This window comes from Sphingobacteriaceae bacterium, assembly GCA_002319075.1.
Lineage (GTDB): Bacteria > Bacteroidota > Bacteroidia > B-17B0 > Aurantibacillaceae > Aurantibacillus.
This window is the reverse complement of sequence record NVQB01000001.1, coordinates 512,304-529,206: the sequence shown is the minus strand read 5'-3', so window position 1 is coordinate 529,206 and position 16,903 is coordinate 512,304. Positions and strand designations below refer to the sequence as shown.

The 16,903-nt window shown below is 41.5% G+C and carries 7 protein-coding genes; 5 read left to right on the top strand and 2 right to left on the bottom strand.

Annotation, left to right across the window (positions count from 1 at the left end):
* The first annotated feature begins 1 nt into the window (after window position 1).
* From CNR22_02460 to CNR22_02445, 4 genes are read left to right on the top strand one after another with little or no spacing between them, the layout of a single operon-like run.
* Window positions 2-4,360, top strand: a complete 4,359-nt coding sequence (locus CNR22_02460) for a CusA/CzcA family heavy metal efflux RND transporter (GenBank protein ID PBQ30681.1) — start codon at window positions 2-4, stop codon at window positions 4,358-4,360.
* A 12-nt stretch (window positions 4,361-4,372) separates the two neighbouring features.
* Complete coding sequence (locus tag CNR22_02455; GenBank protein PBQ30680.1) at window positions 4,373-5,548, top strand: efflux transporter periplasmic adaptor subunit; 1,176 nt, start codon at window positions 4,373-4,375, stop codon at window positions 5,546-5,548.
* Window positions 5,549-5,560: 12 nt separating this feature from the next.
* Window positions 5,561-7,597, top strand: a complete 2,037-nt coding sequence (gene cadA, locus CNR22_02450; protein PBQ30679.1) for a cadmium-translocating P-type ATPase — start codon at window positions 5,561-5,563, stop codon at window positions 7,595-7,597.
* Between the two features lie 12 nt (window positions 7,598-7,609).
* Window positions 7,610-7,981 (top strand): heavy metal transporter, encoded by a 372-nt coding sequence (locus CNR22_02445; protein ID PBQ30678.1) that lies wholly within the window; start codon window positions 7,610-7,612, stop codon window positions 7,979-7,981.
* Window positions 7,982-8,186: 205 nt separating this feature from the next.
* Here the strand turns inward: CNR22_02445 and CNR22_02440 are convergent, their stop codons facing one another.
* Window positions 8,187-8,825 carry a hypothetical protein gene (locus tag CNR22_02440; GenBank protein ID PBQ30677.1) on the bottom strand — a complete coding sequence of 213 codons (639 nt, stop codon included), beginning with the start codon at window positions 8,823-8,825 and terminating at the stop codon, window positions 8,187-8,189.
* 259 nt (window positions 8,826-9,084) lie between these two features.
* Window positions 9,085-14,658, bottom strand: a complete 5,574-nt coding sequence (locus CNR22_02435; protein ID PBQ30676.1) for a hypothetical protein — start codon at window positions 14,656-14,658, stop codon at window positions 9,085-9,087.
* 155 nt (window positions 14,659-14,813) lie between these two features.
* Here CNR22_02435 and dnaG point away from each other — a divergent pair, with 155 nt between their 5' ends.
* Entirely contained in the window at window positions 14,814-16,862 is a 2,049-nt protein-coding gene (gene dnaG / locus CNR22_02430; protein PBQ30675.1) for a DNA primase, read from the top strand.
* The last annotated feature ends 41 nt before the right edge of the window (window positions 16,863-16,903 follow it).

The window sequence follows — 16,903 nt, the reverse complement described above, 5'->3', positions numbered from 1 at the left end:
TATGTTAGATAAGATTATTCACTTCTCTATAAAAAATAAATTAATTATAGGTTTTTTTACATTGGCTTTGATTCTATGGGGGAGCTACTCATTAAAACAATTGCCCATTGATGCGGTGCCTGACATCACTAACAACCAGGTACAGGTTATAACCGTTTCTCCTTCTCTGGCTGCCCAGGAAATAGAGCGCCTGGTTACTTTTCCAGTCGAACAAACAATGGCTACTATTCCGGGCATAGAAGAAGTTCGTTCTTTTTCGCGTTTCGGACTTTCTGTTGTTACTATAGTATTTAAAGAACACGTAGACGTTTATTGGGCACGGCAGCAAGTGAACGAACGACTCACACAAGCTAAAACCATTATTCCACAAGGTGTCGGTACGCCTGAATTGGCGCCGCTCACAACAGGTCTCGGAGAAATTTACCAATATGTGATTCACACAAAAAAAGGTTTCGAGAAAAAATACACACCCATGGAATTGCGTACTATTCAGGATTGGATCGTTCGCAGGCAGCTCTTGGGAACCGAAGGAGTAGCTGATATCAGTAGCTTTGGTGGGTATGTAAAACAATACGAAATTGCTTTAAATCCGGATAAACTTCGCAGTATGAATATCAGTATAAGCGAAGTGTTCACCGCCCTGCAAAAAAACAATCAGAATACAGGTGGCGCTTACATTGATAAAAAGCCAAATGCCTATTTCATTCGTAGCGAAGGATTAATAGGTAGTTTAGAAGATATCGAACGCATCGTTGTAAAAACGTATCCTAACGGAATTCCTGTTTTAATGCGCAATGTGGCAACAATCGGCTTTGGCCACGCTACACGCTATGGTGCAATGACCCGCAACAGTGAGGGAGAGGTTGTTGGCGCGATTGTGATGATGTTGAAAGGGGCAAATTCTTCAAAAGTAATTGCCAGCGTTAAAGAGCGCATCACACAAATTGAAAAAACTTTGCCTGAAGGTGTTGTTATTGAACCTTTTTTAGACAGAACAAAATTGGTGAACAATGCTATTGGAACTGTTACGAAAAATCTGGCAGAAGGTGCTTTGATCGTTATCTTCGTTTTAGTGCTGCTCCTGGGCAACCTCCGGGCCGGATTGATTGTTGCATCTGTTATTCCTCTGGCTATGCTTTTTGCCATTTCCTTAATGAATCTGTTTGGTGTATCGGGTAACCTAATGAGTTTAGGTGCCATCGACTTCGGATTGATTGTAGATGGCGCCGTAATTATTGTAGAAGCAAGCCTTCATCATTTAGTGAGTAGAAAGCTGAACAAAAAATTAACACAAACTGAAATGGATGAGGAAGTCTATCAGTCAGCCTCAAAAATCAGAAGCTCTGCAGCATTTGGAGAGATCATTATTCTCATAGTGTATTTACCTATTCTTGCCCTTGTTGGTGTGGAAGGGAAAATGTTCAGGCCTATGGCGCAAACGGTGTCATTCGCCATTCTTGGCGCCTTTATTTTATCGCTCACTTATGTACCCATGATCTCTGCTTTGTTCCTGAATAAAAACACCGTTCATAAAAAAACAGTATCGGATCGTATCATGGATTTTTTCCAACGTAGCTACAGACCACTGCTGATAGGCGCCCTAAGAAATAAAGTAAGTATTGTAATAAGCGCGGCTGTTCTTTTTATTTTCAGCCTTATCGTATTTCTCAACATGGGTGGAGAATTTATTCCAACGCTCGATGAAGGTGATTTCGCTGTAGAAACAAGGGTTTTAACGGGTAGTTCGATTTCTCAAACCATTGAGGCCGCTCTAAGGTCCGCTAAAATTTTAAAGGAGAAGTTTCCGGAAGTCATTGAAGTTATTGGAAAAATAGGCTCTAGTGAAATTCCCACAGATCCCATGCCGGTGGAAGCATGCGACTTAATGGTGATACTCAAAGACAAGTCGGAGTGGACCAGCGCCTCCTCGCGCGATGAGCTCGCAGAAAAAATGTCTCAGGCCCTGGAAGATATTCCCGGAGTGACTTTCGGTTTTCAGCAACCCATACAAATGCGCTTTAACGAATTAATGTCGGGAGCAAAACAAGACGTGGTTATAAAAATTTATGGCGAGGACCTTGATATGCTAACTGAGTATGCAGTGAAGGTTGGCAAGCTAACACAAGGAATTAAAGGTGCCCAGGATTTATATGTAGAACAGGCAACAGGACAACAGCAAATTGTGATAAAATTTGACAGAGATAAAATTGCACAATTCGGATTAACCATAGAGGACGTGAATCAAATTATTAAAACTGGTTTTGCCGGAGAAAGTGCCGGTTTAATTTACGAAGGAGAAAAACGTTTCGACCTGGTGGTGAGACTGGAAAAAGAAAACAGGCAGAGCATTGAGGATATTAATAATTTATTTGTAATTGCGCCAAATGGCAATCAGGTACCTGTTTCACAATTGGCCGAAGTGGAATTTAAAATAAGTCCTAATCAAATTCAGCGCGATGATGCTAAAAGAAGAATAACCTTGGGCTTTAATGTGCGCGGCAGAGATGTTGAAAGCGTTGTAAAAGAAATGCAGGCAAAAGTAGATAAGGAAATAAATTTTAATCCTGGATATTATCCTACTTATGGTGGCACTTTTAAAAATCTGGTGGAGGCTCGTCAGCGTTTATCTATCGCGGTTCCAGTGGCACTTTTTTTAATTTTTATTTTACTCTATTTCACCTTCAATTCTATAAAGCAGAGTTTATTGATTTTAACAGCCATTCCCTTGTCTGCCATAGGGGGCGTATTTGCACTATGGCTCAGAGGAATGCCTTTTAGCATTTCCGCTGGAGTTGGTTTTATTGCTTTGTTTGGTGTTGCTGTTTTAAATGGCATAGTATTAATATCAGAATTCAACAGTTTAAAAAAAGAAGGTATGAACGATCTGAAAGAAATCATCTTAAAGGGCACCAGCACACGTTTGCGTCCCGTAATTATGACAGCCCTGGTTGCATCTCTTGGATTTTTACCGATGGCCCTGTCTCATGGATCTGGTGCTGAAGTACAGAAACCACTCGCTACTGTGGTTATTGGCGGATTGCTATCTGCAACACTTCTTACCTTATTAGTACTTCCCATACTCTATTTCTTTTTTGAAAAAATGGGAAAGAAAAAAACGAGTTTACCAACAGTGGCCATACTCTTGTTACTATTACTTCCAACGTTTGGTACTGCTCAAACTGTGAGTTCGGGTTTAACCGAACAACAGATTGTGGACGAAGCGCTAAAAAATAACGCAGGAATAAAAGCAGCCACCTATGAAATCAATTATAGCAAGACCCTCAAACGAACATCTTCCGACATAGGTAAAACCAACATTTCGGTAATGCATGGTCAATACAACTCTGTAAATACCGATAACAATATCAGTATCAATCAAAGCATTCCTTTTCCTACCGTATTTTTAAGCCAGACAAAATTAAATAACGCATTGGTTAAAGGAAGTGAATTGAAATTGCTGATGACACAAAATGAATTAATCAGCCAGGTAAAATCTGCCTATTACAATCTGCAGTTTTTAAAAGCACAGAAAAAACTTTTAATTACCCAGGATAGCATTTATACTTCCTTCTCAAAGGCCGCAGAGCTGCGCCTAAAAACCGGAGAAAGTAATTTGTTAGAACGAACCACTGCCGAAACACAGTTAATGGAGGTCAGAAATCTCCTGGCACAGAACTCGTCAAATATTCTAATTTATCAAGCGCATTTGCAGGTTTTGGTCAATGCTAAAAGCGAAATAGCGTTCAGCGAAATGCCATTTAAAAAACTGGACTTAACACTTCCTGCAGATAGTTCAACACTTAGTCAAAATCCGGCTATTTCTTATGTAAAACAGCAGATAGAGATCAGTAACCGGCAAAAGAAAGTAGAAGCTGCAAAATCATTGCCAGATTTTAATGTCGGATATTTTAATCAATCCTTAATCGGTTATCAAAATGTAAATGGCACGGATCAGTATTTTGATGGCTCAAAACGCTTTACTGGAATACAAGTAGGGATCTCCATTCCACTTTGGTTTTTTCCGCAAGCGGCAAGGGTAAAAGCGGCGGACATAAATCAACAAGTGGTACAAAGTAATTTTGAGCAATACCGGTTAAACCTTCAAGGACAGTACAGTCAAGCCCTGCAGGAATTTCTAAAAAACAAAAATACACTTGTCTACTACGAAACAAACGCCATACCAAATGCGGAGCTTTTGATTAAACAGGCTGACAAAGGATTTAAGAGCGGAGAGATTGGTTATGTAGAATATTTACAAGGTTTAAAAAATGCTTTGTCGATCAGGGAGAATTATTTGCAAGCAATTCAACAATACAATCAAAGTGTGATAGCACTCGAATTTTTAATAGGTAAAAAATAAATAATTAGAATCATGAATAAATCCATCATAAATAAAATCTTCCTGCTTTCGGCCATTGTATTATTAACGCATTCTTGCGGTGATAAAGCTCTTCAAGTGAAAGAAGAAACGCATCACGAGGAAACTAACACCGCGGTTGAACTTACAGATGAACAATTTAAAATTGTTGGAGTTACGCTCGGAAAAATAGAGATGCGAGCTTTGAGCGGCGCTATTAAGGTAAATGGCATGTTAGACGTACCACCACAAAATTTAGTCAGCATTTCTGCACCCATGGGGGGCTTTTTAAAAAGTACAGAGTTATTGCAAGGTTTGAAAGTGAACAAAGGAGATGTAATAGCTGTGATGCAGAATACCGACTTTATTCAACTTCAGCAAGACTATGCCGATCAGAAAAGTCAACTCGAGTTCCTGGAAACAGAATATAAACGCCAGGAAGAACTCTCTAAAGAAAACGTTAACTCGCAAAAGACACTTCTTCAATCAAAAACACAGTATAAAAGTATGCTTGCAAAAGTTGGTGGACTCAAAGCAAAACTTTCTTTACTGGGCATTGACATCGCTAAAATTGAGAACGGCAATTTTCAAAACACTATTACCTTGTATGCACCTATTAGTGGGTATGTGACTCAGGTGAATGTAAACGTGGGAATGTTTGTGAATCCTACCGATGTTATGTTTAAAATTGTAGATACAGAACACCTTCACGCAGAACTCACCGTCTTTGAAAAAGATGTGCCTAAACTAAAGATCGGGCAGAAGGTACGCTTTACACTTGCTAACGAAACACAAGAACGCACTGCCACCGTTTATTTGATTGGAAGAGAGATAAGAGAAGATCGCACTGTACGCATTCATTGTCATTTAGATAAAGAAGACGCTCAACTCCTGCCCGGCATGTATTTGAAAGCTTATGTAGAAGCAGGTACGCAAAATGTTACAGCACTTCCAGATCAGGCCATTGTAAATTTTGAAGGCAAGGATTATATTTTCATAAGTACTCCTTCTAGTGAAAAAGGAACACAGCATTTTAAATTGGTCCAGGTTGCCCGGGGAGTAAACGAATTGGGTTACACGGAGATTCAACTTCCTAAAGAGGTAAGCGCCCAAAGTACCCTGGTAATAGAAGGAGCCTACGATATTTTATCTAAAATGAAAAACAGCGAAGATGAAGGACATGCTCATTAATACAAGTATATTATGATAAATGAAAATCCAAATCACAAGCATACCTACAACGCACAAGGCAAAATGACCTGTTGCTCACTGGAGGAAAAAATAGATTCAAAATCCGGGAAGCCTCATCTTTATGCAAAACACTATCATGAACATTCGGAAGAAGAAGGGCATGACCATAATCACAATCACGAAGAACCTGCAACCTGGGGCTCCTACATTCCTGCGCTGGTAAGTTTTGTGCTTTTAATGAGCGGCCTCATTTTTGATTATTTTATAAAACCCTCTTTTTTTCAGCACTATTTCAGATTAGGCTGGTACGTAGTAGCTTATGTGCCCGTAGGTCTGCCAGTGATGAAGGACGCAGGTAAATCAATTGCGGGTGGTGAGTTCTTTTCTGAGTTTTTTTTAATGTCTATTGCAACGCTTGGTGCATTCTTTATTAACGAGTACGCAGAAGGAGTAGGGGTGATGTTGTTTTACGCTATTGGCGAACTGTTTCAGACAGCAGCTGTTAATCGTGCAAAAAGGAGCATCAAAGCTTTATTGGACATTCGTCCTGATACCGTAAACATAAGCAGGAACGGAAGTATACAAACGGTTGCTCCTGACACTATACAGATTGGAGACATTATCCAGGTGAAGCCCGGCGAAAAAGTCGCTCTCGACGGAGAACTGATTTCCAATTCTGCATCCTTTAATACAGCAGCACTTACAGGCGAAAGTAAACCCGATACTAAGAATAAAGGCGATATCGTACTGGCAGGAATGATTAACCTGAACTCTATTTCCGATATTAAAGTTACAACGCTTTTCAAAGACAGTAAGCTCTCTAAAATATTGCAAATGGTGCAGGATGCCACAGCGCGTAAATCACCCACACAATTATTCATTACAAAGTTCGCGAAGATCTACACTCCCGTTGTAGTTTTTTTAGCAATCGTAATTTGTTTGTTGCCTTATTTTTTTGTTGCAGACTATGTGTTTAGCAACTGGCTCTACAAAGCCCTTGTATTCCTTGTGATCTCCTGTCCCTGTGCTTTAGTTATTTCTATTCCTCTGGGATATTTTGGAGGCATAGGCCTGGCATCCCGGAAAGGTATTTTGTTTAAAGGTTCAAATTATTTGGATGTGATGACCAAGATAGATACCGTAGTGATGGATAAAACCGGCACTTTAACCAAAGGTGTTTTTAAGGTTCAGAAAATTGTGCCGGTAGACATGGATGAAAAAGAATTTATAAGATTGACAGCCGCTATCGAAAGTAAATCGACTCACCCCATTGCACAGGCAGTTGTTTTGTATGCGGGCAATACTACCGGAAATACAACGATTGAAAACGTTGAAGAAATTGCCGGACATGGACTTAAAGGAAAAATCGATGGAAAAGAAGTGCTGGCAGGCAATCTGAAACTTCTTAAAAAGTTTAACATTGCTTACGACAGTGCGATTGAAAGCAGTGTGGATACCATTGTTGTTGTGGCCGTAAACTCTAAGTATGCGGGCTATATCACTATTGCCGATGAGTTAAAAGAGGATGCAGAACAGGCCATAAGAGACCTGCACAAGCTTAATATTAAAACAGTAATGTTGTCAGGAGACAAACAAAGTGTTGTAGATAAGGTTGCTAAAGCGCTGGGCATGGATAACGCTTACGGTGATTTATTACCCGAACACAAAGTTGAAAAAGTACAAGCCTTAAAAAATGAAAAAAGGATTATAGCTTTTGTTGGAGACGGGGTAAACGATGCGCCGGTAGTAGCCCTTGCAGATGCCGGAATTGCCATGGGCGGCTTAGGCAGTGATGCTACCATTGAAACTGCAGATATTGTTATTCAAAACGACGAGCCCTCTAAAATAGTAACGGCGATTAAGATCGGTAAAATAACGCGCAGAATTGTGTGGCAGAATATTGGCCTGGCAATGGCTGTAAAAGTTATCGTTTTAGCTCTAGGCGCGGGTGGTGTGGCTACTCTTTGGGAAGCGGTTTTTGCCGATGTTGGAGTGGCTCTGCTGGCAATATTAAACGCTGTGAGAATTCAAAAAATAAAACTAAATTAACCTTGTAAAACTATGAACATGAAAAATTTAAACCTGACTAAGATTGCTATGCTGCTTCTGGTATTCCTATCGATGGGTGCCTTTGCACAAAAAAATAAAAACATTAAAACGGCTGCCATCAAAACAACCATCTATTGCGATCACTGTAAAATTTGCGAAAGCTGCGGCGGTAGAATTTTAAAAGAATTATATAACGAAGATGGAATTAAGACTACTAATGTAGACGCAAAAGCAAATACAATAACAGTAACTTACGACGAACGTAAAATTACCTTAGAACAAGTGCGCATTAAAATTTCCAGGCTTGGCTTTGATGCTGATGCTGTTAAAGCTGATCCTTCAGCGGTGGCCAAATTGGATGACTGTTGTAAAAAGCCATCTTAGGTAGTCTGAGACTTACAAATCAAATTAAACTTGCGGAGCTAATCCCTGGTTCTCCGCTGTGCAAATAAAACCTGTTTGTTTTAAATAAATGGACTTTATTAATAATTATTGAGCCTTATAGATCTTTATTAAATGATTTTTCGGTTCGAATCACAGTTAAGTGAAAATGTAAATACAAGCAAGAATACTATGTTTTATTTGCTTATTATTCTTGCGGATCGCTAGCTTTCTTTTTCCTTTTCTTTAGCTGGCGAGTTACGCTTAAAGCTAATAAAAGATTATAAGAAGCTTTAGAAACTTTCGGAACAGCGTATCTCACCGGCAATAAAGAATGGCTAAGTCTTAATCCGAATGTCCACTTCTCAGTTAAGTTGCAGCCAATACCAATGTTGAATGAAAGTTCGCTTCTGCTAAATGGATGTTTAATTACCAGATCGGGCGTTTCATTACCATATAAATGTTCACGATAATTAATCAGATATCCCAACCCAGGGCCAAATTCATAATAAATCATCTCTCTATGGTATTGAAAAAGGACAGGAAATTCAATATAATGAAGGTTGACAAAATGTGGACTCTTTCTGCTTCCCCTAACACCGATTCCTTTATCTAAAAGTATGAGTTCCGTTTGAGCCGTCCATTTTTTGTTCATTTTTAGCTGGAACCAGAATCCTCCTATAAGGTTTTGGCCAGGGTGAGTTTTAGTAAGATCTCCCGTAAGCGTATGAAGCGAATATCCCAGCTTAAGCCCCGCGCGATAGGATGTCTTATAGTTATGCTGAGCGCACAGCCAAACGCAATTAAAAATGGCTATTATAGCAAATTTTTTTTTCAATGAGTAAATAACGTGATTTTCTTATTAATTTATCCATTCAGTGGTCAAAAACAGGTGAATGATGGTAAACTTTACCGGTGTTCTTCGAAATGATCTCACATATTCTTAGATAGACAAGGCTTTACATGCACAGGCATTGAAAGACTTACCACGGTGGAATTAGTATAGTAAGTGCCTCATGCTTTTTAGTATCCCAGTACTCCCTTATTTGCACAAACTGGTATTTTGACATAACCATATCTACTAACGACCTAGAAGGAAAAACCTACTATTCCTCGCTCGGAATCCGATTTCTAAGTAGGGTTATTATGCCGGTAAAAGATTTGGTATTGCCTGAATAATTAGTTATGGTAATTTTCCAAACGTAGCTATCCGTTTTACATTCTTTGCCTTTGAAAGTCCCATCCCATCCACTAGTGAACTCGTAAGTCTGATAGAGGCTTTCACCCCATCTCGAAAAAATTTCCAGGTTGAAATTTTTAATACCTGTACCTTTTGCCTGGAAAATATCATTGAGTCCATCCGCATTAGGAGTGAAGGCATTCGGAACGTATAAACCGAAATCATCGTTGATCAGAAGTGGTTTTATAACGGTGTCTGCGCAACCCCATTTATTTTTTACTACTAAAACAATTGGATAATTTCCTGCCTCGGAAAAGAGGCGCCGGATATTTTTTTCGGTTTGTATCACTGAATCCACCGTACTGTGCCAGTTCCACGTGTCTAATTCATCGCCGCGGCTGGTATTATAAAAGATCACTTCATCCACTCCGGCGATTGGATTCACGGGTTGAAACTCAAAGTCTGCGCGTGGAGTGGGGTATGCATTTAGAATCAAGGAAGAGGTATTGGTGCATAAATTTGTATCCACATAGTTCACGCTTGCCACGTACCTTCCTGCTTCCGAGATGCAGTGAACAGGATGCTTTTCGTTAAATCTTATTTCTGCAACATGGTAAAATAAAGTTGTGATCCCGGCATTTTCGGGGGTTGTAATGGTGAGTGAAGCACAAAATGGTACACATAAATTATTAGCGCTAAGATTAAGCTTAGCCTCTGGCTTTGGATATACCTTCACTTCAATAGTACTTGCAGCAGTACATTTATTATCATCTGTTACGGTGAGTGTATAAATACCGGCCATGGTAAAATCTCTGATTATAAAAGACAAGTTTTTTGTGGAAGCGGTTACATCCTGAGGACCCCTCCATAAGTAAGAACTTCCGCCATTGCCTATGAGGTCAAACGCCATATGGAGACAAGCTTTTTGCGGCGACGAAATAGTTGGAACAGGCAAGGGAAAATTAAGAACACTTAACTGTAACGTCGTTGAGGCAGAGCACAACTTAGTGTCAGTTAGTGTAACGGTATATATTCCGGCATTTGCGGCATTAGCTGCGGCTATGTAAGGGGCATTTGAATTTGATGAATAATTTGCTGGGCCGCTCCACTGATAAGTTCCTAGACCTGTTGCAGACAGCGTAACAGCTCCTCCGAGGCAAATACTGGCATCCTCTGCTGAAACAAGCGGCGCCTCCATCACTGTAGTTTGAATGGTTGTGTAACTGCTACAACCATACTGGTCCGTAATAGCTAAGGTGTAAGTGCCACTTGCTGTTAAGGCAGTATTTACTATCACTGGATTCGGCAAGTTGCTGTTAAAGCCGCCAGGGCCTGTCCATGTATAAGATGAAGCGGGTCCGGCGTTAAAAGTAAGAGAAGACTGCTCACAAACGGCAGAAGGAACAGATGCCAGAGTTAGCGGCAGTGAATGCACAGTTACGGATGTAGACGTGGATCCGTAACAAGAGCCAATGTATGCGTAAACACTATAATTACCGGAAACTCCGGGTCCGGCATTGGTTACCGACGGATTTTGAAGGGTGCTGTTAAATCCATTAGGACCGAACCAACTGTAGGTATTTCCTCCGGAGGCGTTCAGAATAAAAGATGATCCAGCGCAGACATCCGGAGATACCGTGATTGTTGGAACAGGAGTGGCGATTACGGAAGCCGAAGTAGTTAATGAATGGATGCAGCCTGCTGCGCTTTTTACGGTGAGTGTATAAATTCCTGAGAAGTTAGGGATAGCAGGCGTAAAAACAGGACTTTGTAAGTATGACGTATTTCCCTGCCCCTGCCATGTATAAGATGCTCCCGCTAAAAAGTTAGCGTTCAGACCCAACGCTTGTCCCTGGCAGACGGTTGTACCACTTACGGATAAAGATGGTGTGGGGTTAACTGTAATACTTTTTGTTATGGCAGCAGTACAAGAGTTCGGGGCGGTTACTTTCAGGGTGTAGTTTCCCCCGTGGTTGGGAAGCACTGAGTAAAGTGTGTCACCGATAGCAGTGGAGCTGTAGTTCATGGGACCGGTCCAGTAATATAGAAATCCCGGATCTATGCTTTTTAAAATTAGCGTATCTCCTTGGCAAATAGGAGAATTGCTTGTAAAGCTTGGGGTAGGCGATGGTTTTATAAAAACGGAAGATATAGCCGACGAAGTACATCCTGCGACAGAGCCAATTACTGTGTAAGATGTGCTGGATAAAGCAACGGTTGTAAAAGGATTTCCTATAAAACCACCGCTCCACGTGTAGGTAGTAGCCCCGATAGCTGTCAGTGTTGCAGTAGTTTGCGAGCACACAGAGGGGCTTGAAACGCTCACCGTTGGATTAAGTACAAATTTTACGGTTACTGACTTATTGGTAGTACAATTATAATTGTCTGAACTTGACACATTGTAGGTGAAATTTCCAGCTGTCAATTCGCTAACCGTTAGCAGTGAAGATGCGAAAGAAGGAGACCAGGTATAAGAATAAGGTGCTGTTCCTCCGCTGTTAAGAGCAGTGAAACTAATACTGCTGCCGAGACATACGGAAGGAGAACTCGCAGAAATATTCAAAGTGAAGGCAGCAGGTTGTGCAATAGAAAAAGTATGAGTTACTGAGCAATAAGTAAGAGCATCCACTACTGTAACTGTATTTACTCCCGCAGTAAGATTAGTAGGTGATGTATTAGTTTGTGTGGACAAAGCGTCGCTCCATTGATAGCTTTGGCTTCCCGATCCATTAGAAAGATTGATTGTGGCAGTACCGGTGGCTGCTCCAAAACAAAGTAAAGAAGGAGTGGATACAACGGTCCCGGTTAAAGGAACCAGAGCTGCAAAATGTGTTGTTTGCGTTGTAACGCAACCTAGTCCGGCGTCCAAAACGTCGAGGCTGTATGTGCCAGGATAAAGTCCCGTTGCCGAAGTGCCAGTTTGTGCAGTAGGCATCCATGTGTATGAGAAAGGCCCGACGCCGCCCACAGGCGACACCATTGCCGAGCCAAGACTTGCACAGTTAATCGCAAAGGTTGTAAATGAAAGTGATGGCACTGGTTTCATGAACAAAGTGCCTGTCGTATTAGCAGTACAGCCAGATACTGCCGTTCCAACAACCGTGTAGACACTTAGAGCTGAAGGGGTAGCAGTGAATAAACTACCAGAAAAGGCTGAGGGATACCATGTATATGAATTTGCACCGCTGGCACTTAAAGTACCGGTAACACCTGGACATACTGTATCTGAGGTAGCGATAAGTACAGGGTTGGAGATAAAATTAAGTGTAAGTGAGTTAGTCGCTATACAGCCAAAAGAGTCGAACCCGCTTACAGTGTAATCGTATGTTCCTGCAGGTTGACTAACACTGTAAGAAGAACTTGAGGGCCCGGCTGTCCAGCTGAAAGTGTAGGGCGGTATACCGCCATTCATAGTCGCCGTTAGTGAAATCTGATTGCCAACGCAGGTAGAAAGAGTATTTGCCGAAATACTAACGGAAGGAATGGCCGGGATCGTTAGGGTGGAGGAAGCTGTTGCGGAACATCCGGCTGCGGAACTTCCCGTTACTGTGTAAAAGCTACTTGCTGACGGACTCACGAGTATAAAGCTACCAGTTGCGTTAGACGGAATCCAGGTGTAGGTAGATGCACCTGAAACAGTTAGCGTAGCTGTAGCTCCGGGACAGATGGTCATATTATTTACTGATAACGTTGGACTAGGATTTACACTTATGTTTGTTGTTAAAGATTGGATGCCGTTGCAACCGTTGGTGAACGATAAGGATACGGTATAGATACCCTGCGTGGCGAGTGTTGTTAAAACCGTGGGATTTTGAATAGAGGAGGTAAAACTATTGGGGCCAGACCAGGTATAAGTAGAGGCAGGAATACTTGTAAAATTTATAACTGATCCCAGGCAAAAGGTTCCCAAAGCACCTGCCTGAGGATTAAAAGTAATGAAAGTTGTTGTGAGTGTACCTGTTTGACCCGTAGCACCTTTGGTAGTTCCGTTACTGGGAAACTCCGTTACAGCCGTACTCACTGTAGTGCCATTATTTCCGCCTGAAACAGTTGCATTGGCTACTGCAACCGATGTGGCAATGTATCCACCGCCACCGCCACCGCCGCCGCCTTCGCTTTCATCAGAGTTGCTGCCTGTTGGTGTAAGTTGATCTCCTCCTTTCCCTCCGTTTGCTATCAGCGATTGAGTGGATGCAAGTGAAAAAGATTTAATGATGATTGTGCCACCTGCGCCCGCGCCACTCTGACCATCACAATTACAGCCTATTGAATTTGAAGCCGCCTGGCCATTTGATTCAATAGTTCCTGTTCCCGTGATCGCTGACGTTGCGATTAAGTAAACTATACCCCCACCGGGGCTTGCAGCAGGTGTTGCGTAGTTATTTGTTTGCCCGGCACCACCACCTCCACCAAAGAAAATGCGTGTTTCAGGAGCAATATTCGTTAAAGGCCGGCCCCCAAGGCCTCCCACCTCAGATCGAAAGTCACCACCCCAACTGCTATTATTAGGGCCAGAAACAAGGGCATTCATGTTATACACGCCCCAACCGTAACCACCTCTTCCACCGCCTGAAGAATTAGTGAGTGCATTTGAATTTGCAATGTAAGCAGGGTCCAGAGCCCAGGCACTGAGGGGATTTGCAGCGTCTACAACCATTACTCCTTGCCCATTCCAGGATTGGCCATTATAACCATTACCGCCGCCACCGCCGGCAGAATTAGTTGCGTTTCCTCCGCCGCCGCCATTTCCCGGCGCGCCTCTTCCGTACCTGCCGCCAGTTAAATCATAATCCGCCTGAAATCCGAGAACGCTTTCCCCTTTTTCTCCCCCGCCACCCTGAGCTGGTTCCACGTAGCTTGTGATACCGAGAGTATAACTCGTTACAGCTCCTGTGATCTGGCCGCCTCTAAAACCGAAACCGCTGGCGGAAATTGTACCATTGTTAACAATAGAAGAAGAATGGATAACGGTAAGCCCTCCAAATCTGTAATTGGTAGAGCTGATTGTGGTATCTCTCCAGGGCTTGGGAATTATAGATGCACCAGAATTAATGGTGAGGGTAGTGTATTGAGGCACTTTAATAACCTGTGTGTTGCCACTTGAAGAATAAGAATTGGTAAATGCACTTTGGGTGGTAATTGTATTTCCATTTACACTCTGAACATATTTAAATTCGTAAAAACCTGCACTGTTAATCTGATTTATAGCTCCGTAAGCAGCAGAGTTCACAGTGCCACCAGAAGCGCCCTGCGCCTGGTAAACCATTATAAGATCTCCGGTGCAAAGAGGAAAGAAAGTGCCGGTGAGAGCTGAAATGGTTGAGCTTCCTGAAGGTATATTCACTAAAACAGGACTGTATTTATTGACTATCAGTGAACCGCTTGACACAGTTAGTGTGCCATTTTTTCCTGTTTGAGCATAAATATGGAAGCTTATACTAATCAATGTGAAAACCAACGCGAGACGCAGGGACATAAAATACGAATAAGTTGTTTTCATGTTTGGGATGGAGTATTTGGGTAAACGAAGATAAGTGATAATTTAATGCGAAAATTGAAGTTATCTGAGTATTAGAAAATCTTAGGGCTATAATTGCTCTAAGGCGCAGATAATTTGCTCCTAAAATCGTATCTTTAAGGTCCGTAATTTAAGATATGATCCCCAGAGCTACCGTTGATAAGATTTTGGATGCCGCTCTTGTAGAAGAGGTGGTAGGGGAATTTGTGACCTTAAAGAAACGCGGAACAAACCTTTTAGGACTCTGTCCTTTTCATGGAGAAAAGTCTCCTTCGTTTACAGTTTCTGCCGTTAAAGGAATTTACAAATGTTTTGGTTGTGGTAAAGCCGGAAATTCTGTCAACTTTATCATGGATCATTTGCAGCTGAGTTATCCCGAAGCTTTAAAATGGTTGGCTAAAAAATACGGCATTGAGGTTATAGAAAAAGAACTCACTCCTGAAGAGCGCGAGCATCAAACGGAACGGGAAAGTATGCTCATTGTGATGCAATATGCGCAACGGTATTTTACCGAAACGATGATGAACACCGATGAGGGAAAATCTATTGGTCTCGGGTATTTTAAAGAACGTGAGTTGCGCGATGACATCATTGAAAAATTTCAATTGGGTTATAGCTTAGAAGATCGCAATGCCTTTACAGTGGCCGCTGTAAAAAATAGTTACGCGCCTAAGTATCTCGCCAAAACTGGGATGAGCATTGTCAGCAACCGTTACGTAGAAGGCAAAGAATTAACGCAGAGCGATTTATTTGACCGCTATGCAGGGCGTGTGATGTTTCCCATTCAGGATGATGGCGGACGGGTAGTGGCCTTTGGGGGAAGAACTTTAAGCACTGATAAAAAAACAGCGAAGTATATTAATAGTCCGGAGACGGAAATTTATAATAAGAGTAAAATTCTTTACGGTCTTTGGCTTGGAAAAAAAGCTATTCAAAATGCAGACGCTTGTTATTTGGTAGAAGGTTACATGGACGTAATTGCCATGCACCAGGCCGGTATTGAAAACGTAGTAGCTTCAAGCGGAACATCTTTAACGATAGACCAGATAAAATCCATTCACCGCTTCACACGAAATATCATTGTGTTGTACGATGGCGATGAAGCAGGGCAGAAGGCCAGTAATCGCGCCATTCCGCTGCTTTTAGAAGAAGGGATGAATGTGAGACTCCTTCAGTTTCCCAATAACGATGATCCGGATTCATACAGCAGGAAGGTTACCATACAAGAGTTCCAGGATTATATAAAAAATAGTACCGACGACTTTTTATATTTCAAAGCAAAAAAATTAAAGACAGAAACTGCCAATGATCCTATTAAACGCGCCGGCGTTATTAAAGACATTGTAGAAAACATCGCTGTTATTCCAGATAATATTATCCGGAGCATTTATATAAAAGAATGTTCGGGTATAATGGAAATTGACGAAGCCATTCTTCAGCAAGAGGTTAACAAGATTAGAAGAAAAGGAAATAAACAAACCTCGCAAGAACCTCCGCAACAGCAGCGTCAAACCCAACAAAGACCTACGCAGCAAGGTGCGCAAACTGCACCAACCGACGAAGGAGCATTTGATCCGGCAAGTCTCGACGATTTAAGTTTCTTAGAAGCACCTTTAGAAGAAGAGCAATTAACAGGCTTCGATGCGGAAGAAGAAAAACTTTTAACGCTCCTCATTAAATACGGTAACATGCTCATCACCACACAGGCAGAAGATGAGGTAAACGTAGAGCACGAATTAGAAATCACTTTAGGCGAGTTTATTATTTTTGAATTGTGGCGCGATGAAATTGTCTATGAAAATCCTTTGTACAAAATGGTTTTAGACGAGTATATCGAACAATTAAAACAACATAATTTACCAAACATAGAACACTTCCTAAGATCGCCAGATCCTATCATCAGCAGTTTTATTATAAATCATGTGATTGATAAATATGAGGTAAGTCCGAAGTGGAAAAACTTTGGCGTAATTGTTCCCAAAGAAATTGACAATGCGAAACGTGACGCACAACGCTCTCTATTTAGTTTCAAAAGCAGGAAGCTTAGTCACTTCATTCATGAAAAGCAGAAAGAATTAAAAACAGTGAGTTATGAAGAGTCTATTCCTGTTCTGGAAGAGATCAGGCATCTGGATAGTCTCAAAGGCAGAGTCAACAGGCTTTTAGGACGAGAGGTGATAAAATAAAAATGCCGTAGGATGTCCTACGGCATTTTATTTAGAGTTAA